General features: G+C 70.1%; 19 protein-coding genes. 8 read left to right on the top strand and 11 right to left on the bottom strand.

Annotated elements, in window-relative coordinates; translation table 11 throughout:
• Positions 1-135: 135 nt before the first annotated feature.
• The 4 genes from ACQEVZ_RS46065 to ACQEVZ_RS46050 all read right to left on the bottom strand — a co-directional run bounded on the left by ACQEVZ_RS46065 (position 136) and on the right by ACQEVZ_RS46050 (position 3,292).
• Positions 136-420, bottom strand: a complete 285-nt coding sequence (locus ACQEVZ_RS46065) for a hypothetical protein (protein ID WP_433380172.1) — start codon at positions 418-420, stop codon at positions 136-138.
• Between the two features lie 241 nt (positions 421-661).
• Positions 662-868, bottom strand: coding sequence for a hypothetical protein (locus tag ACQEVZ_RS46060; protein WP_344510133.1), 207 nt, complete (start codon positions 866-868; stop codon positions 662-664).
• Between the two features lie 293 nt (positions 869-1,161).
• Positions 1,162-2,496, bottom strand: coding sequence for a ricin-type beta-trefoil lectin domain protein (locus ACQEVZ_RS46055; RefSeq protein WP_433380169.1), 1,335 nt, complete (start codon positions 2,494-2,496; stop codon positions 1,162-1,164).
• Positions 2,497-2,674: 178 nt separating this feature from the next.
• A complete protein-coding gene (locus tag ACQEVZ_RS46050) occupies positions 2,675-3,292 on the bottom strand; it encodes a 3-keto-disaccharide hydrolase (protein WP_433380166.1) in 618 nt (205 codons plus the stop codon).
• Between ACQEVZ_RS46050 and ACQEVZ_RS46045 the strand changes: the two genes are divergently transcribed.
• Complete coding sequence (locus ACQEVZ_RS46045) at positions 3,282-4,280, top strand: Ig and FN3 domain-containing protein (RefSeq protein WP_433380163.1); 999 nt, start codon at positions 3,282-3,284, stop codon at positions 4,278-4,280. The genes ACQEVZ_RS46050 and ACQEVZ_RS46045 overlap by 11 nt on opposite strands.
• Before the next feature lie 112 nt (positions 4,281-4,392).
• Here ACQEVZ_RS46045 and ACQEVZ_RS46040 read toward each other — a convergent pair whose 3' ends face one another.
• From ACQEVZ_RS46040 to ACQEVZ_RS46030, 3 genes are read right to left on the bottom strand one after another with little or no spacing between them, the layout of a single operon-like run.
• Positions 4,393-4,770, bottom strand: a complete 378-nt coding sequence (locus ACQEVZ_RS46040) for a RidA family protein (protein WP_433380160.1) — start codon at positions 4,768-4,770, stop codon at positions 4,393-4,395.
• Positions 4,771-4,782: 12 nt separating this feature from the next.
• Entirely contained in the window at positions 4,783-6,021 is a 1,239-nt protein-coding gene (locus tag ACQEVZ_RS46035) for an amidohydrolase family protein (protein ID WP_433380157.1), read from the bottom strand.
• Positions 6,011-7,321, bottom strand: a complete 1,311-nt coding sequence (locus tag ACQEVZ_RS46030; protein WP_354896807.1) for a transcriptional regulator — start codon at positions 7,319-7,321, stop codon at positions 6,011-6,013. Before ACQEVZ_RS46030 ends, ACQEVZ_RS46035 begins: the two co-directional genes overlap by 11 nt.
• Before the next feature lie 102 nt (positions 7,322-7,423).
• Between ACQEVZ_RS46030 and ACQEVZ_RS46025 the strand changes: the two genes are divergently transcribed.
• The 5 genes from ACQEVZ_RS46025 (at position 7,424) to ACQEVZ_RS46005 (ending at position 13,391) form a co-directional block, all read left to right on the top strand.
• Complete coding sequence (locus tag ACQEVZ_RS46025; protein ID WP_433380154.1) at positions 7,424-8,590, top strand: alanine racemase; 1,167 nt, start codon at positions 7,424-7,426, stop codon at positions 8,588-8,590.
• Between the two features lie 106 nt (positions 8,591-8,696).
• Positions 8,697-9,980: an extracellular solute-binding protein gene (locus ACQEVZ_RS46020; RefSeq protein ID WP_433380151.1), complete on the top strand. Its 1,284-nt coding sequence runs from the start codon at positions 8,697-8,699 to the stop codon at positions 9,978-9,980.
• Complete coding sequence (locus tag ACQEVZ_RS46015) at positions 9,977-10,963, top strand: carbohydrate ABC transporter permease (RefSeq protein WP_344515550.1); 987 nt, start codon at positions 9,977-9,979, stop codon at positions 10,961-10,963. Before ACQEVZ_RS46020 ends, ACQEVZ_RS46015 begins: the two co-directional genes overlap by 4 nt.
• Positions 10,960-11,793 carry a carbohydrate ABC transporter permease gene (locus tag ACQEVZ_RS46010; protein ID WP_433380148.1) on the top strand — a complete coding sequence of 278 codons (834 nt, stop codon included), beginning with the start codon at positions 10,960-10,962 and terminating at the stop codon, positions 11,791-11,793. The genes ACQEVZ_RS46015 and ACQEVZ_RS46010 overlap by 4 nt, the downstream gene beginning before the upstream one ends.
• Positions 11,790-13,391: a beta-N-acetylhexosaminidase gene (locus ACQEVZ_RS46005; protein WP_433380145.1), complete on the top strand. Its 1,602-nt coding sequence runs from the start codon at positions 11,790-11,792 to the stop codon at positions 13,389-13,391. The genes ACQEVZ_RS46010 and ACQEVZ_RS46005 overlap by 4 nt, the downstream gene beginning before the upstream one ends.
• Before the next feature lie 26 nt (positions 13,392-13,417).
• Here ACQEVZ_RS46005 and ACQEVZ_RS46000 read toward each other — a convergent pair whose 3' ends face one another.
• Positions 13,418-14,341 carry a hypothetical protein gene (locus ACQEVZ_RS46000; RefSeq protein WP_344515557.1) on the bottom strand — a complete coding sequence of 308 codons (924 nt, stop codon included), beginning with the start codon at positions 14,339-14,341 and terminating at the stop codon, positions 13,418-13,420.
• A gap of 694 nt (positions 14,342-15,035) precedes the next feature.
• Between ACQEVZ_RS46000 and ACQEVZ_RS45995 the strand changes: the two genes are divergently transcribed.
• Entirely contained in the window at positions 15,036-16,688 is a 1,653-nt protein-coding gene (locus tag ACQEVZ_RS45995) for a cellulose binding domain-containing protein (RefSeq protein ID WP_433380141.1), read from the top strand.
• A gap of 133 nt (positions 16,689-16,821) precedes the next feature.
• On the opposite strand, the gene ACQEVZ_RS45990 is transcribed toward ACQEVZ_RS45995, so the two are convergent.
• The 3 genes from ACQEVZ_RS45990 to ACQEVZ_RS45980 form a co-directional block, all read right to left on the bottom strand.
• Positions 16,822-17,604 (bottom strand): ABC transporter ATP-binding protein, encoded by a 783-nt coding sequence (locus tag ACQEVZ_RS45990; protein ID WP_433380138.1) that lies wholly within the window; start codon positions 17,602-17,604, stop codon positions 16,822-16,824.
• An 82-nt stretch (positions 17,605-17,686) separates the two neighbouring features.
• Positions 17,687-18,691 carry an ABC transporter substrate-binding protein gene (locus ACQEVZ_RS45985; RefSeq protein WP_433380135.1) on the bottom strand — a complete coding sequence of 335 codons (1,005 nt, stop codon included), beginning with the start codon at positions 18,689-18,691 and terminating at the stop codon, positions 17,687-17,689.
• Between the two features lie 26 nt (positions 18,692-18,717).
• Positions 18,718-19,599: an ABC transporter permease gene (locus ACQEVZ_RS45980; protein ID WP_344515563.1), complete on the bottom strand. Its 882-nt coding sequence runs from the start codon at positions 19,597-19,599 to the stop codon at positions 18,718-18,720.
• 233 nt (positions 19,600-19,832) lie between these two features.
• On the opposite strand from ACQEVZ_RS45980, the gene ACQEVZ_RS45975 reads away from it, so the two are divergent.
• Positions 19,833-23,282: a ThuA domain-containing protein gene (locus tag ACQEVZ_RS45975; protein WP_433380131.1), complete on the top strand. Its 3,450-nt coding sequence runs from the start codon at positions 19,833-19,835 to the stop codon at positions 23,280-23,282.
• Positions 23,283-23,393: the final 111 nt, after the last annotated feature.

Below are 23,393 nucleotides of genomic sequence, written 5' to 3'. Positions count from 1 at the left end.
GCGCCGCGCCAGCAGCCGATGTCCGCAGTCGGGGTCGGCGCAGCGGCCGGATCGGTGCCACCGCCCAGTCGTAGAACCGCTCCCCGTGGGCGCCGGCACCACAACACAGTGTCGATGCGTTTGCCGACGCAGAGGTCAGCCGGACGTGGCGGGCCGGGCCGGCGCGTCGGCGTCGTAGTAGTGCACGCCCGAGCGAGGATTGTGGGTGAGCCAGGCGAGCATGTCGTTGACCTGGAGCGAGTACCACTCGGTGTACCCGCACGCCGCGCAGATCCACACCTCGAAGCGCCCGGTCTCGATGCGCTTGTCCGTGCTCCCGCCGTCCGCCGATCCGGAAGCCCACCGGGTGACGGCCGGCAGGACGTCGACGACGTTGCGGTTGTCGGGTTCGGGAAGCATGACCGGGTCGATGTGCCACACGCGCGCACACTGACACTTGACACAGCGACGACTCGTACGCATGAGCGCACTGTAGAGGCCCGTCCCACCCGGCTCTGGCGCGTCCACGACAGGTACACCGTCGGATGAGCGTCCGGCTGGTAGTGCTGGGCCACGGTGTCCAGGATTCCCTCGATACGTTCGTCGGCGAGCATCGGCTTGCAGGCGTCCAGGTCATCGATCGGCCACCGGGAATGCTTGTAGCCGCCGTGGGGAATTGCCCTCAGTCGCAGTCGTGTCCGCTTTTCGACTTCGATCCGCTCTTCGACTTGCTCTTGCTGCTGCCCCCGCTCTTCCCGCCTGGTTTGCCGGCGATGCTCATGGTGATCGTGTCGCAGGTGCCGCCCGAGACGAGGTTGCAGGCGGTGAGGGCGGGCGTGAGCAGCAGGGCCGCGAAGGCGGCGATGATGGCTTTGCGGGTGCGAGTCATGGCGGTTTCCATCCGTGGTCGGCGCTGTCCTCGGAATGATGCACGGCGTTGTCAATTCCGTAGATCAGGTCCCCGACACACGGATGCGGCGTTGCTCACTCATCCACCCAGCAGGGCGCGGACGACGCCGTCGACCATGCGGCGCCCGGCGCACTCGACGGCGACAGCGGGATCGTGATGCCGCGCCCACGGTGACGCTGTGCACGGCAGCCCGCTGGCCGTCGCGCGCGGAAGGGGCGCGGGAGCCTGTCCGCTCCCGCGCCCTGACCGTCAGCGTGCCGCTCGGCCGGCCGTCACGCGGCCTTCACGAAGTACTGTGCGGCCGATCCGTTGCAGTCCCAGATCTGCAGTCGCGCGCCGTCCGCTGTCGAGCCTGACGGGGAGTCCAGGCACCTGTTGGAGTTCGGGTTGCGCAGCCGGTTGCCTTCCTGGACCCAGTTCTGTGCGCCGCTGCCGTTGCAGTCCCAGAGCTGCACCTGCGTGCCGTTGGCCGTGCCCGCGCCGGTGACGTCGAGGCATCGGCCCAACGTCCGCAGGGTCTGGCCGTTCCAGCTCCACTGCTGGTCCTTCGAAACAGCGGACCCCTGGCACGTCCACAGCTGCACGGCCGCGCCGTTGCCGCCGGTGTCGTTTCCGGCCACGTCCACGCACTTGCCGCCCGGCCCGTTGATCTGCGTCGCGGGTCCGCCCGGCGTCGTGCCGCCGTCCTGGTAGTAGCGCACGTAGTCGATCGATGCGGTGAGCGGGAACTGGCCCTGCACGGGGTTCTGTCCGGGGTACGTGCCGCCCAGCGCCAGGTTGAAGATGACGTGGAACGGCTTGCGGAACTCTTCCAGGGTCGCCGGTGTCGTGTCGATGATGTGCGTCTGCGTACCGTCGACGTACCAGCGGATCTGTGCGGCCGTCCACTCGATCGCATAGACGTGGAAGGCCGCGGCGTTGTTGACGGCGGGGTTGGCGACGTAGTTGGCGTTCTGGCCCGCTGTCCACGGGAACACGCCGGTGCGCAGATCCCAGAAGATGTTGTTCGTGACGGTCGCGTTCGCGTTCGCGTGTTCCATGATGTCGACCTCGCCGCAGCTGGCCCAGTTGGTGGGCAGGCGGTCGTAGTAGGTCTGCGCGGGGTTGTAGGCGCTCGTGGACGTCTCGTCGCACGCGTCACCGAGCATCCAGAATGCCGGCCACGAGCCGGTGGCGGTCGGGAGCGCCATGCGGGCCTCGATGCGGCCGTACTGGAAGGACCGCTTCGTGTCCGTCGTCATGCGGCACGACGTCTGGTACCAGTTGCGGCCGTTGACCACCATGGGCGTCGTGAGCCAGTTGGCGCGCATCACGAGGTTGCCGCCGGACTGCGTGCAGTTCTCGGGGCGGTACCACTCCCACTCGCCGTTGCCCCAGCCGTCGAACGTGTTGAGCCCGGGGTTGAGGCCGTTGCCGACGTTGTAGTTCCAGTTGGCGCTGCTGGGCGCGCCGGACCCGTTGAACTCGTCGGACCACACGAGGTTCCACGCGGCGTGTGCGGGCTGCTGCAGGACGACCACGCTGCCGACGAGCGCAGTGACGGCCGCGGTGAGGAGGATCATGAGGCGGCGGGGGATGCGGGGTGTGCGTTCCTGTTCGGTCTCCACGGCGATTGTGCCCTTCTCGAGCAGGGGCCTCACGTGGCGGCGTGAGAGCGCTCTCAGCATCGTGATTGACTGGAAACCTTGTTGTCAACAACCTGTCATGCTCCAGTAACGGAATTTGTGCAAGACGCGACAAACTGGTGTCGCCGCACGGAAGCCGGCGGCGACACCAGCGTGCCTGTCAGCTCAGCGGTTCGATCCAGATGTTGCGGAAGCGGGGGTTCGCGCCCGGGTCGCCGTGGTCCTGCAGGGCGATCGAGCCGGGCGTTGACCCTTCAGGCTGCCCGTTTCCGGTGGGGCTGTTGATGGCGACGTTGTTGTGCACGACGACGCCGTTCCACACCACGGTGACTCTGGCGTCTTCGAGTTTCGTGCCCGTCGGGCTGAACCGCGCCGCACGGAACGTGATGTCGTACGTCTGCCACGTGTTGGGCGCGGTGGCCATGTTCCGGTCGGGGGCACGCTTGAGATAGATGGCTCCGGCCTCGTTGTTGGCCGGTGTGGTGTCGCCGTAGGAGTCCAGTACCTGAATCTCGTATCGCTCCTGGAGGTAGAACCCGCTGTTGCCGCGAGCCTGTCCGGTGACCTCCGGCGGGTAGGTGGGTTCCAGCCACTCGCCGTGCAGCTTGAAGTCGCCGAATTTCGCTCTGGTACGGATGTTCCCGCCGAGCGATTCCATCGATCCGCCCGCTACCGGCCAGGTCGCAGGGTTGCCATCAGTGGTCTCCCATGCCGCCAGGCCGGCGCCGTCGAACAATGCGATGCGCGGTACCGCAGCGACGGCGACGTTGACGGTCAATACGACCCCAGCGGTCGAGGGTCATCCGCAGTCGCAGACAGCGCGCGCCGGCACCTCGGTGACGTTCACCGCGACGGCGTCCGGGCGACCGACGCCGGCGGTGCAGTGGCAGTCCGTCGACAGCGGCGGCACGTGGACCGACCTTCCCGGCAAGACCGGCATGTCGGTGTCGCTCACAGCGGCGATGAACCTCACCGGTTTGCAGTACCGGGCCGTGTTCACCAACAGCGTCGGATCGGTGACCAGCAGCGCGGCGACGCTGACGGTCCTCGCCCAGGCCCTGCCGCCGGACGCCCCGTCGGAGGTGAAGATCGTCGCCGGTACCTCTTCGATCACGGTCACCTGGCAGGCGTCGAAGGCCAACGGATCGCCGGTGACCGGCTACACCGCCACCGCCAGCCCGGGCCCTGCGACCTGCAGCACCAAGAGCGAGCTCACCTGCGTCCTCGGCGCCGCAGCCGGCACCACATACACGGTGACCGTCGTGGCGAACTCCGCCGCCGGCAACTCCGCACCGAGCGACGCCTCGCAGGAGGCGACGCCGCAAGCACCGCAGCCGCCGGCCACGCCGCCGCAGACCGACCTGCGACTCACGACTGACCAGGGCGACATCAGCCGCGCGGCCCCTGGCGAGCAGATCACGTTCATCGGCACCGGGTTCGCGCCGCACTCCACCGCGATCATCACGATGTACTCCGATCCGATCGTTCTGGGCACCGCGCTGACCGACGAGAAGGGCGACTTCACCAAACTGGTCACCATCCCGCCCGGCCTGCCCGCCGGTGGCCACACCGCGGTCGCCCAGGGCGTCGCCCCGGACGGCTCGCCCCGCGCGATGGCGCTCGCCATCACCGTGGCACCGACCGTCGACGGCAGCCTGCCGATCACCGGCCCGGCGATCGCGCTGATGTTGGCGACCGGCCTCGCTGCCACCGCCGGCGGCACCGTCCTCCTCGCCGTGGGAAGCCGGCGCCGCCGCTGGTCATGACAGCCTTCTCGGGACGTCGGCCCGACCGACGTTCTGCAGCGGGAGCTGCTCGCAGCCTTCCGCGGGCGCTGCCGGCCGCCCGTGGCCCGGGCGGCGTCGATGAGAGGCGCGCTCAGCCCGTGTACAGGACCGCGTCGACCTCGATGTCGAACCCGACGAGCGGCACCGGGATCGTCGTGCGGACCGGTAGGTTGTCTGGGCCGAAGAACTCGGCGTAGATCGCGTTCATCGCCGGGAAGTCGGTGAAGTCCCGCAGGTACACGCCGACCCGCACGGCCTGGTCGAGTGACGCCCCGCAGGCGGCGGCGACGGCGGCCAGGTTCCGGAAGGCGGCCCGGGCCTGCTCCTCGAACGGGCCGGTCACCCGCGTCCCGTCCGGCAGCGCCGGGATGGCCCCGGCGAGGTAGATGGTGTCACCGGCGGCGACGGCGTGCGAATACGGCCCGCCGGGTGGTGCGGCCTGGTCGGTCATGACGGTCCGCTTGGGCATGGTGGCAACCTTTCAGTGGTGGCGTGGGAACTGTTCGGCGAGGTCGTCAGGGCCGACGAGTGGGGTGTTCAGCAGCGCGCGCAGCCCGTCGGTGCGCGCCGACAGCGCCGAGCGCTGGGCGGCTGTCAGCGGCACCCAGGGCGGCGGGTCGGCGGGCAGCCGGGCGGGCAGCAGCCGGCCCGCGACGTAGGTGGCCTCGTTGACGAGCCGGACGGGGGACGTGCGCCGCTGCTGGTGGGCGTCGACGACGGTGAACGGCTCGTCGCGGACGTCCCAAATGGCGAGGTCCGCGGGCGCGCCGACGGTGAGGGTCCCGCCGGGCAGGCCGAGGGCGGCGGCGGGCCGGCTCGTCGCCGCGGCCACCACCTCGGCGAGGGGAAGGCCGGCGGCCAGGAGTTTCGCCATCGTCGTCGGCAGGTCGAACACCGGGCCGTACAGCGACCGTGCGTGCAGGTCGGAGGAGACGCTGAACGGTACGAGCCCCGCGGCGAGCTGCGCCTCGAGGACGTCGAACGCGAACCCGCCCGAGCCGTGCCCGACGTCGAACCGCACACCACGTCGATAGGCGTCCACAAGGGACGGACGTACCACAGCATCCCCTGCAGCGATGGCACTGGCGCAGTGGGTGACGAGGTCGCCGGGGCGCAGCAGGTCGAGGACGTCGTCGACGGAGGGCGGGCCGGCGCCGATGTGCGCCATCAGCGGCACCCCGCACGCGTCGGCGACCCGCAGGCCACGGCGGAGCGGCTCGATGCCGTTGCGGCCGACGGTCTCCCGGTCGATGCGCACCTTGATGCCGGCGACGAGGTCGCGGTTGGCGGTGACGGTCTCGATGGCGAGGTCGACGTCGCATGAGTTGATGTCCTTGCTCTCGCCGGTGCGGCCGGTGAGGCCGACGGCGGCGATGTTGAGCAGCACGGGCACCCGCACGGTCATCCCGCGCACCGCCTGTCGCAGCCCGTCCAAGGTGTACGCGCCGGCCGAGCCTGCGTCGACCCATGTGGTCACCCCGGAGTACCAGGCGACGGGGTCGGGGTCGATGCCCCAGTAGGTGGCGCCGGGGTGGACGTGGGTGTGCAGGTCGATCAGGCCGGGGGTGACGAGCTGGCCGCGGGCGTCGACGACCGTGCGGGCGCCGTCGCGCGGCAGGTCCGGCCCGATCGCGGCGATCCGTCCACCGTGGACGGCGACGTCGAAGGTGCCGGAGGGTTCGAGCAGAGTGCCGCCGGTCAGCAGGAGGTCACTCTCCATCGGTGGCCATCGCCTCGTTGATCGTCAGCCGGTAGAGCGTGGTGGGGCGGCCCTTCGGGGTGGCCTGGGCGCTGCCTTCGGCGGTGACGAGGTTGTGCTCGCCGAGCTTGCGGATGAGCCGCCGGCCGCTGGGGTCGGTGATGCCCAGCGAGCTGGCCAGGTCGCTGGGGGATATCGGCCGGCCGTTGAGGGTGCGGTCGAGCGCGGCGAGCCGCGACAGTGTCGCCGGGCTCAGGCCGATGCCGCGGGCGAGGCTCTCGAGGCCGTCGCTGTGGCCGCGGTACGTGAACGTGAGCGGCGTTCCGGCGCTGCCCATCGGCCCGATGACGACGCCGCTGTCCTCGACGAGGTACGCGACCGGCGAACCGTCCTGCTCGGCGCGGGCGGCGGCCCGTTCGGCGAGGGCGACGCATGTGCGGGCGCTGGCGCCGACCCCGAACCCGGCGACGACCCGCACGCCGAGGGTCTCCTGGGCGCGGGCGAGGACCGGCAGGCTCACCCAGTTGCCGGTGAGGGTCTCGAACAGCGCCCGGTGCGCGAAGACGACGACGCCGCGCCGGTCGCGGTTCTCGATCCAGCCGTCAGCGAGCTCGGGGGTGTTGAGCAGCAGGTTCATCAGGCCGATGCGGGCCCGGTCGAGGTTGGGGGAGTGGTTGGCGATGAGGAACACCCCGGCGGCGAACCGCAGCTCGCTGGCCCGTTTCGACTGGATGCGCAGCGCCAGCTCGTGCAGCTCGGCGCGGAGTGTGGCGAGGCCGGTGATGCCGCTGAGGACGGGCAGCTCGCCGTCGAGGGCAGCCATCACGCCGGTGCGGACGCTGATCGTGTACGCGCTGCCGGACCTGGCCCGGAACGCGCGGTGGAACTCGACGATCTCCTCGACGGACTGTTCGGGTTCGAACGGCAGGCACGCGACGTCGGCGCGGTTGAGGCCGAGGGCGTGGGCGACGTCGTCGACGGTCTCCTGGGTGAACGTGTCGATGCTGACCGGTGTCGCCGGCAGTCCGCGGATGAGCGCCCTGCACCAGGCGAGCGCCAGGTCGAGTCCGGCGGAGCGGGTGATGGCGACGGTCAGCCCGTCGGGGAGCACGTCGCGGCATCTGGCATAGGGCACCGGGCCGAGCAGCAGGCCGTCGACGGTGCGGCGCTCCAGCAGCGCGCGGACGCCGGCCCGGATCTGGCCCTCGTGCTCGTAGACCACCCATTCGAGGGCGACGCCCGTCAGCGTGCGGGCCGCGTCCTCGAACAGGCCGCGGTGGCTCGCGTGCACGACGAGCCCGATCACCATCGGCACCGGCACTGGCGGGGTCCTTCCGTTATGCTCCGGCGCTATACGAGCCGGTTCGTAAGTAGCTCGTTGAAGCTTGCGGGTTCCGGGCCGAAGAATCAAGCGGGAGATCTCATGAGCGGCGAACTGCTGGACTGGCGCACCAAGGGATTCTGGCAGCCGGACCCGGTGCCGACCGGCGACTTCCTGGCGGCCCGCCCGGGGTTGTTCGACGGCGCGTTCACCTGGCCGCTGCTGGTGGCCCGGAAGTCGGCCATGGAGCACAACGTGCGCGCCATGGCCGACTTCTGCGCCGCGCACGGCCTCGCCTTCGCCCCGCACGCCAAGACCCACATGGCCCCCTCGCTGCTGCGGGCGCAGCTCGCCGCCGGGGCGTGGGCACTGACGGCGGCCACCGCCAGCCAGGTCCTCGCGCTGCGCAACCTCGGCGCGACCCGGGTCGTCGTGGCCGGTCAGCTGCTCGACCGCCGCGTTCTGGAGTGGCTGGCGCGGGAGCGCGAGGCCGGCTTCGAGGTGATCTTCCAGGTCGACTCCGTGGTTGGTGTACGAGCCGCCGCCGGACTGCCGCTGCCGGTCCTCGTGGAGCTCGGGCACCCCGGCGGCCGTACCGGCTGCCGCAGCCAGGACGAGCTCCTGGCGGTCGCGGCCGCCGTCGAGGCCGACCCGGCGCTGCGCCTCGCCGGGGTGGCCGGCTACGAGGGCACCCAGCCTGACGCCGAGGGTGTGTCCGGCTTCCTCGACGACCTGCGGGCGGCCGTCCACGCGCTGTCCAGGGCCGGACTGCTCGGCCCGGAGGTGCTGGTCGCGACCGGTGGCAGCGCCTGGTTCGACCTGGTCGCGGCCCGCCTCGGCGCCGGCGCGCGGTGGCCCGTGGGCCACCGGGTCACCACGGTGCTGCGCAGCGGCGCGTACCTGTCCCACGACGAGGGCTTCTACCGCGAACGGACCCCGTTCAACCGGGTTGCCGGCGAGCTGCGCCCGGCGCTGACGCTGTGGGCGCAGGTCCTTTCCGCACCCGAGCCGGGGCTGGCGATCCTGGGCGCCGGCAAGCGTGACGTCTCCTTCGACGAGGGGCTGCCGATCCCGCGCGACGGCCGGCTGACGGTCACGAAGGTCAACGACCACCACCTGTTCCTCGCCGACCCGGGCGGTCTGCTGCGCCCCGGTGACCTGGTGGAGCTGGGCATCTCGCACCCGTGCACCGCCTTCGACAAGTGGCGGGCGATCCCGGTCGTCGACGATGACGGCACGGTAACGGATGTCCTGCGGACGCATTTCTGAGCGCCGACCTATTGACGCGGAGGTGACCGGCGTCTCAGGCTAGGGGCCAGTTCAACGAACCATATACGAACCAGGTCCGTAAGCGCCACCCCTCAAGGGAGCCCACATGAGATATCGCGCAACGGCGCTCGCCGGTCTCCTCGCGGCCGGTCTGGTCGCCGGGCTGACCGGTTGCGCGCCGTCGACCACCCCCGCGCAGAACGACGGCGCCGACAAGCAGACCGGCGCCCTGCGGGTGTGGCTGTTCGACGAGCCCAACCGCGCGCCCAAGGAGAAGGTCGTCAACGACGCCGTCGCCGAGTTCAAGGCCGCGCACAAGGACGTGACGGTCGAGGTCACCTACATCGCGGTCAACACCCGCAGCGAACGGTTCAAGGGCGCCTTCAACGACCCGGCCAGCGCGCCGGACATGGTGGAGTTCGGCAACACCGACCTGCCCGAATACGTCGCCGCCGGCGGCCTCGCCGAGGTCGGCAAGGACGCCGAAGGGCTGGACCTCGGCGCCGACCTGAAGAACAGCGCCACCATCGACGGCAAGCTCTACGGCGTGCCGTGGTACGTCGGGGTGCGCGCCCTCTACTACCGCACCGACGTGTTCACCGAGCTCAGCCTCACCCCGCCGACCTCACAGGCGGAGCTCGTCGCCGCCGCCAAGCAGATCCGGGCCAAGAAGCCGGAGCTGTTCGGCCTCGCGGTCGGCGGCAAGTACACCTTCGGCGCGCTGCCGTTCGTGTGGGACGCGGGCGGCGACCTCGCCACGAAGTCCGGCACCGGCTACACCGCCACCATCAACTCGCCCCAGTCGCGGGCCGGGGTGAAGGCCTACACCGACCTCATCAAGGCCGACAACTGCCCGCCGCAGCAGTGCGCCGACCTCACCGGCGGCAAGACGGTGGAGCTGTTCGCCAGCGGCAAGGCCGGCATGGCGATCCTCGGCAACTTCAACCGGGCCGCCGTGGAGGCCGGTGCGGCGAAGGGCAAGTACGCGGTCGTGCCGCTGCCCGGCACCAAGCCCGGGTCGGTCGCGCCCGCGTTCGCCGGCGGCAACAATCTCGGCGTCATGAAGAGCACCCAGCGGCGCACCCTCGCGGCCGAGTTCATGAAGCTGCTCGCGAGCAAGAAGTACCAGGAGCAGATGTACACCGCGATGGGCAACCTGCCGACGCTCACCTCGGCCCGCACCGAACTGGCCGGCAAGGAACCGTTCCTCAAGCCGTTCATGGACACCATCGCGGCCGGCACGAAGTTCGTCCCGCTGCACCCGGGCTGGGGCAAGATCGACGCGCAGGCGGTCGTACCGACGATGCTGGAGAAGATCGTGACCGGCAAGGCGACGGTCGAGCAGGCGACCGACGAGGCGGCGACCGCGATGAACGCGGCCTTCAAGTGACAGTGATCCCGCTGGACGAGACGGGCCGGTCCAAGCCGGCCCGCCGCTCGTCCGCACCCGGCGGGTCGGTGGACGGTCGCGGCGGGCGCCCGGCCACCGGCCCGTCCGGCCGCGCGCGGCGCACCCCGTGGTGGATGCTGGTCCCGGCCGCCGCGGTGCTGATCCCGCTGTTCGCCTACCCGATCTACCAGCTCGGCCTGCTGTCGGTGCTGGACTTCCGGCAGGCGCAGGTGAGCGGCGGGCAGCCGACCCGCTTCGTCGGCGCCGGCAACTACGCGGAACTGTTCGGCGCCGAACGGTTCTGGTCGGTGCTGCTCGCCACCATCGGCTTCGCGGCCGCCTGCGTCGTGGCGACCCTCGCCGTCGGCGCCGCGCTCGCGGTGCTGCTGACCCGGGTCGGGCGGTGGCCGCGGACGCTGCTGTCGGTCGCGGCGCTCTCGGCGTGGGCCGCGCCCGCGGTCACCGGGTCCACCGTGTGGATGTTCCTCTTCGACGCCAACCTCGGCCTCGTCAACCAGGTCCTCGGACTCGACGGTCACAACTGGATGTACGACCGCTACAGCGCCTTCGGCCTCATCGGCGCCGTCGTCGTGTGGCACTCGTTCCCGTTCGTCATGGTCACCCTGTACGCCGGGATCAAGGCCATCCCCGACGCGACCCTCGAGGCGGCCCAGCTCGACGGCGCCGGCGCCTGGCAGCAGTTCTGGCGGATCATCGTGCCGATCCTGCGGCCGCTGCTCACCATCGTCGTCATCCAGTCGATCATCTGGGACTTCAAGGTGTTCACCCAGATCTACGTGATGACCGGCGGTGGCGGGATCGCCGGGCAGAACCTCACCCTCAACGTCTACGCCTACCAGCAGGCGTTCGCCGCGTCCGAATACGGCCTCGGCTCGGCCATCGGCGTGGTCATGATGGTCATCCTGCTCGCGGTGACGCTCGCGTACCTGCGGGCGCTGCGCAGGAGCGGAGAACCGCTGTGAGAAAGCACCTCCTCAACGGGATCGCGGTCCTCGTCGCCCTTGTCACGATCTTCCCGATCTACTGGATGCTGCTGTCGGCGGTCAAACCGCCCGGCGAGATCCAGTCGCTGCACCAGCGGCCGTGGACGCTCGCGCCGTCGCTGGACAGTTTCCGCCGCGTCCTCGGCGTCGAGAGCTTCGGCCGGTACTTCCTCAACAGCCTCGTCGTCGCCCTCGTCGTGGTCGCCCTGTCGGCGCTCGTCGCGTTCCTCGCCGCAGTGGTGCTCACCAAGTACCACTTCAAGTTCCGCACGACGATCCTGGTCATGTTCCTCATCGCGCAGATGGTGCCGATCGAGGCGCTGACCATCCCGCTGTTCTTCCTCGTCCGTGACGTCGGCACCGTCGTGCCGGGGGTCGGGCTCAACACGCTCGGCTCGCTGGTGCTGGTGCACACCGCGTTCACGCTGCCGTTCGCGATCTGGATGCTGCGCGGGTTCGTCGCCGCCGTCCCCGACGAGCTCGAGGAGGCCGCCGTCATCGACGGCGCCAGCCGCTTCACCGTCCTGTGGCGGATCCTGTTCCCGCTGGTCGCGCCGGGTCTCGCGGCGACGAGCGTGTTCTCGTTCATCACCGCGTGGAACGACTTCCTGTTCGCCCGGACCTTCATCATCAGCGCCACCGAGAACCAGACGCTGCCGATGGCGCTGCTGGTGTTCTTCAAACCCGACGAGAACGACTGGGGCGGCATCATGGCCGCGTCCGTGCTGATGACCGTGCCGGTGCTGCTGTTCTTCCTGCTGGTCCGGCGCCGTCTCGTGGCCGGTCTCGGCGGGGCGGTGAAAGGATGATCCCCCGTCCGTCCACAGTGGAACCCGACCGCGGCGGGTTTCGCCTCACCCCCGCGACGACCCTGTCCGCCGCCCCCGGGCTCGAGCGGGCCGCGGCCTGGCTGCGCGCCACGCTCGGCCCGGCCACCGGCTGCTTCCTGCCGCCCGGCGACGACATCCGGTTGTCCGTCGACCGTTCGCTGCCCGACGAGGGCTATCGCCTACGCATCACCGCGGACGGCGTCGACCTCACCGGCGGCACGCCCGCGGGGGTCTTCCATGGTCTGCAGAGCCTTCTGCAGGTCCTGCCGCCCGAGGTGTACCGCCGGGCGCCGGTCACCGGGGTCGACTGGCTGCTGCCCGCCGTGACCGTCGACGATGCGCCGCGGTGGCCGTGGCGCGGGTGCATGCTCGACGTCGCCCGGCACTTCATGCCGAAAGCCGACGTGCTGCGGTTCGTCGACCTGCTGTCGGTACACAAGCTGAACGTGCTGCATCTGCATCTCACCGACGACCAGGGGTGGCGCCTGCCAATTCCCGGTTACCCGCGCCTCGTCGAGATCGCGACGTGGCGGCATGGCACGATGTGCGGGTCGCGGCAGCACGGCGTCGTCGACGACCGCCCGCATGGCGGCTACTACACCGCCGACGACCTGCGCGAGATCGTCGCCTACGCCGCCGACCGGCACATCACGGTCGTGCCGGAGGTCGACCTGCCGGGCCACATGCAGGCGGCCGTGGCCGCATACCCGCAGCTCGGCAACGGCCTCGCCGACGTGGACGTGCGGACCGGCTGGGGCATCTCACCGCACGTGCTCAACGTGTCCGACGCCGCCCTCGACTTCTGCCGTGCCGTGATCGACGAGCTGTGCGCGATCTTCCCCGGGCGGTACATCGGCATCGGCGGCGACGAGTGCCCCAAGGACGAGTGGAAGGCGAGCCCCGCAGCCCAGGACCGGATGCGGGAGCTCGGGCTGCCCGACGAAACGGCGCTGCAGGCGTGGTTCGTCGGCCAGGTCGCCGGCCACATCGCCGGCCACGGCCGGACGGTGCACGGGTGGGACGAGATCCTCGAAGGTGGCGCCCCCGGCGGTGCACTGATCGCTGCGTGGCGCGGCCCGGAAGCGGCTGTCCGCGCGGTCCGCGCAGGCCACCACGTCGTCTCCTGCCCAGACATGTGGACCTACCTCGACTACCGCCAGTCCGACGCGCCCGACGAACCGATCCCCGTCGGCACGCGGCTGTCCGTCGCCGACGTATACACCTTCGACCCGGTCCCGCCGGGCCTCACCCTGGCCGAGGCGGGGCTGGTGCTCGGCGCCCAGTGCAACGTGTGGACCGAGCACCTCCCGTCCGCCCGCGCGGTTGACTACGCGACGTTCCCGCGGCTGGCCGCCTTCGCCGAGGTGATGTGGTCCGGCCCGGCCGAGGGCTTCACCTCCAGGCTGGCGCGGCACCTCGACCGGCTCGACGCGCTCGGCGTCGAGTACCGCCCGCCGGGCGGCCCGCACCCGTGGCAGCGCCGCCCCGACGCGCAGGGCTTCCCGAAGACCCGTGGCCAGCGGGAGGAGGAGATCCGCGCGATGCTGGGTGCCCCGTTCAACCGGCGACGAGGGTGATCTGCGCGCACACCCGCTCGCTGCCGTCAGTGCGACGGTGCCATCGGGCTCGGAGTGCGCCGTCCGTTCGCCCTCCACCATGCCGCGTACGTGCCGTCCCAAGGGAGGGGGTCCCGCCGCACGCCGTCGGAGCGGTACGTGCGCCGGGTGGGGAAGACCGTGACCTCCATCTCCGCCTCGGCCTCCCGGGAGGCGAGCCGCACCTCGTCGAAGGTGTCGTCCACCGGGACGATCGGCCGGCCGCTCATGACGACGTGGATGTGGTCGAAGACGCCGTGCTCGAACGAGTCGAACACGGTGATCGTCAAGAAGCAGGCGCCGAGCGGGTTGGGCGGATCGGGTTTCTCGCGGGCGACCGCCCACTCCGCGATCGTGTGACCCGCCCCCCATTCGAACGGGGCTACCTCTCCCGGTCGCAGGAGGCGCTCCCTCCTCGCGGCGGTCGCCCCCACGAACTGGGCCTCGTCGTCGAGTCGCACCCGTGCCGTGGTCGTGCCCTCGTTGATCAGTACACCCCTGGTCTGGAACCACATGAGCTGTGTCCGCGCTCCATCTCGTGCGAAGAGACGCGCCGGCGAGGCTGTCTCGGCCCGCCCCACAGAACGTTGGTCGAGCAGTCGCGGTTCGTCCCCGTACGGCATCCGGTCACGCGTCGCGTCGATCAACGGGGGCCATTGCGGCGCCTCGAACAGTGCGACGACGAGGGGAGCCCGCTCGTCCGTCCTGGCGCGTGCCGCTTCCCGGACCGCCGCCGTCGCGGCCTTGAGGACCTCCTGGGCGAGGGTGACCTGCTCGTCGGCGGTTTTCGACTGAGCCGCACTGATCTCGATCTGCTTCTGCAACTCCGGCAACTGCCTTGCGGCGGTCCGGGCCGCCGCGCGCCCCGCGCGAGCGGCCGAGGCGCCGGCGATCGCCGCGGCGACCGCACCGATGCTCGAGATGATCTGCATCCACCCGGCCAGCGTCAGACGATCGACGCCGGCCGCCAGCGCATCCCAAAAAGCCCGCACGTCAAGGCCTACTTTCCACGGAAGCTCACCCTTTGTGGCCGGGTCCGTGCCGGGCTCGGCCGCTCACCGGTCGACGTGCGACCTGCCCCGCCAGGGAAGGTATAAGCACGTGATGCCGAGGTGACGGCCGCGGCCCGGCGCGCTGGTCGTGGTCGGTGCCGTGGCTGCCGGGTGAAGAGGATGAGCCGTGGGGTGGTCGTGGCGTGCGGTCCGTCGCTGTTCACGATTGCCGACGACTGGTGCGAGGTGAGTGGTCACAATTCAGTGCTGGTCCGGCCTCGCAGTTCAATCTGGCGTCAACTCGGATCGCTTTCCCGAGCTGGGTCACCGCAGTGGTCGTCGTCCCACTTCGGAAGCTGTTTGATGAGCTGTGCTGAGAAATTGTTATGTTCCTGGGCCCTCTTGAGTCGCAATTAATGGTGCGGAAAGTTACATGCTTCCCTCGCCCGGTGGCAGCGGCGGATATGGATGCCCACTTGAATGGCCGGCGTATTTCTGACAGTGTCGGCGCCTCGCAGTTGGCGCTAACAACGACAACTTCAGGAGCGATCGACGCGGAACGGCATCGACGACCAGAACAGAAAGGCAGGGCATGACACAGGATCAGAAGGAACCGGTGCACTCGGAGCGACGGTTGCTGAGCCGGAGAACCGTGCTGACCACCATGGGGGCCGTGCCGGTCCTCACGGTCGCGGCGTCGGTGCTGCGGGCGACGGAGGCCGCGGCGGCAACGGCGAACATCAATCCGTCCTCGCCGCGGCAGACGATCCGGGGCTTCGGCGGCATGGCGCACGCGGCATGGATCGGCGACCTCACCGCGGCCCAGCGGACCACGGCGTTCGGTGGCGGCGACGGCCAGCTGGGGTTCTCCGTGCTGCGGATCCCCGTCGGGGAGAACCAGGCGGACTGGAGCCGCGACCTGGCGACGGCGAAACGCGCCGTCGAGCTCGGCGCGACCGTCATCGCCTCGCCCTGGAACCCGCCCGCGAGCATGATCGAAACCTTCACCCGCGGCAGCCAGACCAACGCGAAGCGCCTGCGGTACAGCTCCTACGGCGCCTACGCCCAGCACCTGAATGACTTCACCACCTACATGCGCAACAACGGAGTCAACCTGTACGGCATCTCGGTGCAGAACGAGCCTGATTACGCGACCGACTGGACGTGGTGGACCTCCGCCGAAATCGTCCGGTTCCTGCGGGAGAACGCCGGCTCGATCGGCACCCGGGTCATCGCCCCCGAGTCGTTCCAGTACGTGAAGTCGATGTCGGACCCGATCCTCAACGACGCCACGGCGCTGGCCAATGTGGACATCATCGGGGCCCACCTCTACGGCACGTCGTATGCGAACTTCCCGTACCCGCTGTTCAAGCAGAAGGGCGCGGGCAAGGAACTGTGGATGACCGAGGTCTACTACCCGAACAGCTCCGACTCGGGTGACCTCTGGCCGCAGGCCCTCGACGTGGGGGAGCACATCCACCACGCCATGGTCGACGCTGAGTTCCAGGCGTACATCTGGTGGACGATCCGCCGCAGTTACGGGCCGATGCGGGAGGACGGCCAGATCAGCAAGCGCGGCGCGATGATGGCGCAGTTCGCCAGGTTCGTGCGTCCGGGCTATGTACGGGTCGACGCGACGGCGAACCCGGCGACGAACGTGTACGTCTCGGCGTACCGGGGCGGCGACACCGTGGTGATCGTCGCGGTCAACAAGAACACCTCGTCGGTGAGCCAGCAGTTCACCCTGGCGGGCACCACCGCGTCCGGCAGCGTCGCCAGCTGGCTGACCGACGCGAGCCGCAATGTCGCGCCGCAGAGCGCGCAGACGATGGCGAACGGCTCGGTCACCGTCACGCTTCCCGCCCGCAGCGTGACGACGTTCGTGACCAGCGTGAGCGGCACCCCGCCGACCAGCCCGTCGCCGAGCATCACGCTCTCTCCCGCGCCCAGCCAGTCTCCCACCGGTGGCTCGGGTCCCCGGGTCGCGTACACGATGAACACCTGGAGCTCCGGGTTCACGGCCAGCATCAGCATCACCAACACCGGCTCCGCGACGATCAACGGCTGGACGCTCCGCTTCACCCTGCCTTCAGGGCAGGCCGTCACCTCGGGCTGGAACGCCACCTTCGCACCGTCCAGCGGCCAGGTGAGCGCCACCAACGTCAGCTACAACGGGACCCTCGCGCCCGGGGCCACCGTCGACATCGGCTTCCAGGCCACCCACACCGGGAACACTGCCGAACCGGCCGCCTTCACCCTCAACGGCATCCCCTGCATCGTGGTCTGACCGGTAGACGAAGCACCGCACGGAAGCCCGGCGGTGTGCGTGCCGCGGCGGCCAGGATCAGCGACAGGCGAGGGGGAGACATCCCGGACGACGCACCGCGTCGATACGTCGCCGGGATGCCCCGAAGCACCCGTCAGTGGTTGGCGGTGGAGCCGAGCAGGCCGCGGATCCGGGTGGCGAGCCGGTCGAAGCGCGGGTCGGACATGACGGCGGCGTACTCGCGCTCCGCCGGCAGGTCCACCTCGAACTCCTCCTCGATGCGCCCCGGCCGGGGGCTCATCACCACGACCCGGGTACCGAGGAACACCGCCTCGGCGATCGAGTGCGTCACCAGCAGCACGGTCGTCGACGTCTCCCGCCAGATGCGGTTTACCTCGGCGTTGAGCTGCTCGCGGGTGAGCGCGTCGAGGGCGCCGAACGGCTCGTCCATGAGCAGTACCGGCGGCTGGTGCAGCAGCGCCCGACACAGCGCGACGCGTTGCTGCATGCCGCCGGACAGCTCGTGCGGCAGCGCGTGCTCGAAGCCCTGCAGGCCGGTGAGCCGGATCAGCTCGTCGGCGCGGCGGGCGGCCTCGGCGCGGGGCATGCCGCGCATCTCCGCCTGCAGCAGGATGTTCTTGCGCGCGCCGCGCCACTCAAGCAGCGCCGCGCGCTGGAACGCGAAGCCGATGTCGCGCTGCGGCCCGGTGACCGGCCGGCCCTGCAGCGAGACCGTGCCGGTGGTCGGGCGGACGAGGCCGGCGACCAGCTTGAGCAGTGTCGACTTGCCGCACCCGGACGGGCCGACGATGGTGACGAACTCGCCGGGGCGGACCCGCAGCGAGACGTCCTCCAGCGCGGTCGTGCGGGCCTGCTTCGTGGTGAAGCGGACGGTGACGCCGTCGAGCTCGGCGGCGGTGGCAAGCGTGGCGGTCATGCCGCCACCTCCGCTGCGCTCCGGCGTCGGCCTGCCCCGAACCTGCCACATGATGACCGGCCCGAGCCGCTTCGCTGGCCGGTCATGCCGCCGCCGTGAACGACTTGTCCCAGTACTTCGCCGGTGTACCGGGATCCTTGAGGTCGGCGTTCTTCGCCATGATGTCCAGGGTCTCGGTCCACTTGCTCTCGGCGTTGACACCGGGCTGGCCGCTGCCGGCCTCGATCAGGGTCAGGCCGAGGTTGAGCTGCTTGGTGAGCACCTCCTTGGCGGGCTCGTTGTCGGCGAGCTCCGCCATCGCGTCCACCGCGCCGGGGACGTCCTTGGCCGCCTCCGCCCACGACTTCTGGGTGGCCCGCACAAACCGCTTGATCAGGTCGGCCTTGCTCTTGAGCGTGTCGTCGTGCACGACGATGCCGGTGCCGATCAGGTTCATGCCGAAGTCCGCGAACAGCAGCCGGTCCATCTTCTTGCCGGTCTTGGCCTCGATGGTGGGGGACTGGTCGTGGAAGAAGCCCTGGATCGCGTCGACCTTGCCCTCGGCCAGCGCCGCGATCTTGCCCGCGGCGTCGACGTTGACGACCTTGACGTCCTTGGGATCGACGCCGTTGGCCTTGAGCCAGGCGGGGAAGGTCGCGTAGATCGCGTCGCCGGGGGTACCGCCGACGGTCTTGCCCTTCAGGTCCGCGGGCGACTTGATGTTCTTGTCGGCGAGGAACTGGATCGACGTGGGGCCCTTCTGCAGGAACACCCCGACGCTCTTGACCTTCATCCCGCCGGCGACGCTGCGGATGAGCACCGGCGTGTCGGCCCAGCCGATGTCGGTCTGCTTCTGGTCGACCGCCTTGATCACGTTGCCGGAGCCGTTGCCGGGCTTGATCTGCAGGTCGATGCCCTCGGCCTTGTAGTAGCCCTGCTTCAGGCCGTAGTAGAACGGCGCGTGCTCGCCGTACGGGACCCAGTTGAGGGTCAGCGTGAGCTTCTCGGCGGCGCCGGGTTTGGCGGGTTCGGCGGCCTTGTCGGTACCGCAGGCGGCCACTCCGAGGAGGAGGACGGCGGCGGCGGTACGGGCGATGAATGACCTCATGGAAGTGTTCCTCTTCGGCGAGGGGATCAGGAGGTGGTGAGGGAGACCGGCCGGCGCCGGCTGGCGTGCCACGGGATGAGCAGCGCCTCGGCGATCTCGACGACGACGAACAGCACGATGCCGATCGCGGACATCAGCAGCAGATCGGCGAAGAGCATGGCCGCGTTGAGGTTGCCGTTGGCGACCTGCAGCACGTAGCCGAGGCCCTCGCTGGCGCCGACGAACTCGCCGACGACCGCGCCGGTGACGGCGAGCGTCACGGCGACCTTGAGCCCGGACATCAGGTGCGGCAGCGCGTTCGGGAACCGGATCTTCCGGAACGTCTTCCACGGGCCGGCGCCCATCGTCGAGGACAGGTCCAGCAGTTCCGGGTCGGTGGAGCGCAGGCCGGCCACGCCGGAGATGACCACCGGGAAGAACGCGATGAGCACCGCCAGGACGATCTTCGGGGTGAGCCCGAACCCGAACCAGACGATGAGCAGCGGCGCGACCGCGATCTTCGGGATGACCTGGGCGAACAGCACCAGCGGGTAGACGGCCTTGTCCAGCGTCCGGGAGTAGACGATGAGCACGGCGGTGACCAGCCCGAGCGCGGCGGCCAGGACGAAGCCCAGCACCGTCTCGTAGAACGTCACCCAGGTCTGGCGCATGAGGAAGCCGAACTCGTCGCGGAAGATCGTCCAGACCTCCGACGGTGGCGGGATCAGGTACCGGGCGACCAGCTCCCGCCAGGTGATGAACCACCAGGCGGCGAACAGGCCGGCCAGGACCAGGGCCGGGCGCCACAGCGACCCCGTGAACCGCCGCAGGCGCACGCCGATGCGCCGCTCGGTCCGGGTGCTGGTCTTCGCCGGTGTCGCGTCCCGGTCCACCGTGGCGGGGATCCGGGCCGAACTGGACACACTCACATCAGCACTCCATCCGTCGGGGTGATTGTCCGTCGACCTCCAAGCTGCGCCGCCCCGCCGCGGGCAAGCGCTTTCCTGCACTGTAGGGGGCGGCACCCCGTCCCGGCAAGGAGAGATCGGGACCGATCGACGCATCTATTGACGGTGTCGAATGTCGGCCCTACGCTACGGGCAGTCGGCGGCCCAGGAAAGCGCGTTCCTCTGTGTTCGTGCTGCTCATGACAGGAGTGCCCATGCGTCGACAGCTCCGCCGCGCGTGCCTCGCCACGCTCGCGGCGGTCTCCCTCATCCTCCCCGTCACCGCGACACCCGCCCACGCGGCGGCGCGGTTCCGGGTGCTGGTCTTCTCGAAGACGACGAACTTCTACCACGACTCGATCCCGGCCGGGATCACCGCGATCCAGCAGCTGGGCGCGGCCAACAACTTCGAGGTCGAGGCGACCACGGACGCCGCCGCGTTCACCGACGCCAACCTCGCCCGCTTCGACGCGCTCGTGTTCAACAACACCAACTCCACGCCCGCGGCCGGCGACCTGCTCAACGCCGCCCAGCGCACCGCGCTGCAGAACTTCGTGCGCGCCGGCAAGGGCTGGGTCGGCCTGCACGCCGCCACCGCCAGCGAGCGCGACTGGACCTGGTACGAGGGCCTCGTCGGCACCATCTTCGAGAACCACCCGGACTTCAGCGCCACCGGCGGCGTGTACCCGGGCCGCATCAAGGTGCTCGACCACGCGCACCCGTCCACGAAGAACCTGCCGGAGCTGTGGGAGCGCAGCGAGGAGTGGTACAACTGGATCACCAACCCGACCGGGAAGGTGCACACCCTCGCCCAGATCAAGGTCCGCGACGGCATCGCCGGGCTCAACGAGGGCGTCGACCACCCGTATTCGTGGTGCCAGAACTACGACGGCGGCCGGTCCTGGTACACAGCGGGCGGGCACAGCAGCTCCTCGTTCAGCGAGCCGGCGTTCCTCGACCACCTGCGCGGCGGCATCGAGTGGGCGGCCGGCGCCGTCCCCGGTGACTGCAGCGCGACGAAGACGGGCAACTTCCAGCGCGTCCCGCTGGTCGACCAGAACCTCTCGGACCCGTTCGAGCTGGCCGTCCTGCCCGACCGCCGGGTGCTGTACATCCAGCGCACCGGCCAGCTCAAGGTGATCAACCAGGACACCCTCGCGGTGACCACCCTGCTGGACTTCGGCTACACCCCGGACCTGCTCACCCAGTCCGACGGCCTGCTCGGGCTCACCGTCGACCCCGGCTTCGCCACCAACCGGTGGGTTTATCTGCTGTACACCGACAAGGTCTCCAAGCAGATCAACATCGCCCGCTACACGATCGGTACCACAGCCACCGACCCGAAGGTGCTGCTGACCATCCCGACCTGGCGCGGCGAGGGCCGGGCCAACTCGCACATGGGCGGTGGCCTCGCCATGGGCAAGGACGGCCTGCTGTACGCGGCGATCGGGGACAACACCGACCCGTTCGAGTCCAGCGGCTACACCCCGATCGACGAACGCTCCGGCCGCCGCGCCTGGGACGCGCAGGGCACCGCCGGCAACACCAACGACCTGCGGGGCAAGATCCTTCGGATCCGGCCGAACGCGGACGGCACGTACAGCAACCCGACCGGGAACCTGTTCGCGCCGGGCACCGCCAAGACCCGGCCGGAGATCTACGCGATGGGCTTCCGCAATCCGTTCCGGATCACCGTCGACCCGTTGACCAACGCCGTGCTGGTCGCCGACTACGGCCCGGACGCCCGCGCCGCCGACGCCAACCGCGGCCCCGAGGGCACCGTCGAGTTCGACCGGGTCACCTCGGCCGGCAACTACGGCTGGCCCTACTGCATCGGCAACAACACCCCGTTCAACGACTACAACTTCGCCACCAGCACGGCCGGGGCGAAGTTCAACTGCGCGGCGCCGGTGAACAACTCGCCGAACAACACCGGCCTGACGAACCTGCCGGCCGCCCGCGGCGCGCTGGTCTGGTACGCCTACTCCGCCTCGACGCAGTTCCCCGAGGTCGGTTCCGGCGGCGGCGGCCCGATGTCCGGCCCGGTCTACGACTACGACCCGGCCAACCCGCGGGTGACGAAGTTCCCCGAGTACTACGAGGGCAAGTGGCTCGTGTACGAGCTGACCCGCAAGTGGTTCAAGACGCTGTCGATCCACAAGACGGCGCAGACGTTCACCGACGCCAGGTTCGGCCCGACGAAGGTCGGCGACCTGCAGTCCATCAACCCGGTCTTCCCCGACTTCAGCTGGGTCCAGCCGTTCGATGCGGAGTTCGGTCCCGACGGGTCGCTCTACGTCATCGACTTCGGCGCCGGGACGGGCTCCGGCCGCGGCGGCACGAACGACGGCGCCGGCATCTACCGCATCGACTACGCGGCCAACGGCAGCGCGCCGGTCGCGAAGATCGCCGCGGACAAGGACTCCGGCCCGACACCCCTCGCGGTCAACTTCTCCAGCGCCGGCTCCAGCGCCGGCTCCAGCGCCGGGGTGACCTACGCCTGGGACTTCGACGGCAACGGCACGACCGACTCCACCGCGGCCAACCCGTCCTTCACCTACACCACGAAGGGCCAGTTCAACGCGCGGCTGACGGTCCGCAACCCGGCCAACGGCCTGACCGCCGTGGCCACCACGCAGATCACCGCCGGCAACACCCGGCCCACCGTGACGATCAACGTGCCCGCCGGCGGGTTCGCCGACTTCGGCGACCGCATCCCGTACACGGTGACGGTCACCGACCCCGAGGACGCCTCCATCGTCTGCACGCGGGTCGTCACCCAGAGCCTGCTCGGCCACGACAGCCACGCGCACCCGCTGGACAACTACACCGGCTGCTCGGGGCTGATCGTCACGGACGCCGGCGCCGGCGACGGGCACGGTCCCGGCCAGAACCTGTACACCGTGCTGACCGCGCAGTACACGGACGGCGGCGCGACCGGCGGGGTGCCCGCGCTGACCGGCTCGACCCAGGTGCGGCTGCGCGCCAAGAGCACCGAGGCCGAGCACCTCACCAGCAGCTCCGGCGTGACCGTCTTCGACCGGGCCTCGGCCCACGCCGGCAAGCGCGTCGGCGACATCGACAACAACGACTGGATCCAGTACGGCACGGTCAACCTCAAGGGCATCGGCTCGGTCACCGCCGGCGTCAGCAGCGTCCACGGCGGCACGATCGAGTTCCGCAACGGGTCGCCGACCGGCACCGTGCTCGGCACGATGACCGTGCCCAACTCAGGCAGCTACGACAACCTCGTCTCCCCGACGGTGAACCTCACCAACCCCGGCACCACGTTCAACCTGTACCTGGTGTTCAAGAACCCGGCGACACCACCGCCGGCGGGCACCTACCTGATGTCGATCGACTGGCTGCGGTTCAACGGCGCGGGCGTCAAGCAGGAGACCGGGGCCAGCGTCACCGGCACCGCGACCCCGGCCACCGGCGGCCCGCGGACCGTGTCCTTCAGCGCGGTCGCCACCCCACCGGCGGGCCGCACCATCGCGAAGTACGAGTGGGACTTCGGCGACAACGCGGCGGTGTTCACCAGTACCACCACCGCGACGACGACCCACGCCTACAACCGGGTCGGCACGTTCACGGCCCGGCTGACCATCACGGACAGCGCGGGCGCCCCGCACGCGACCATGGTGACGGTCACCGTCACGTAGCACGGTTCCACCCTCCGTCGGCGGCTCAGCCAGGGCCGCCGACGGTGTCCGTGCGCAGCTGGACGAGCAGTTTACAGCGACCGCTGACCAGGGTTTTGTAAACCTTTTTGG

It is taken from the genome of Dactylosporangium sp. CA-152071 (assembly GCF_050936335.1).
Lineage (GTDB): Bacteria > Actinomycetota > Actinomycetes > Mycobacteriales > Micromonosporaceae > Dactylosporangium > Dactylosporangium maewongense.
Note: the sequence above shows the minus strand (reverse complement) of the source record. Positions and strands in the feature narration are given on the sequence as shown.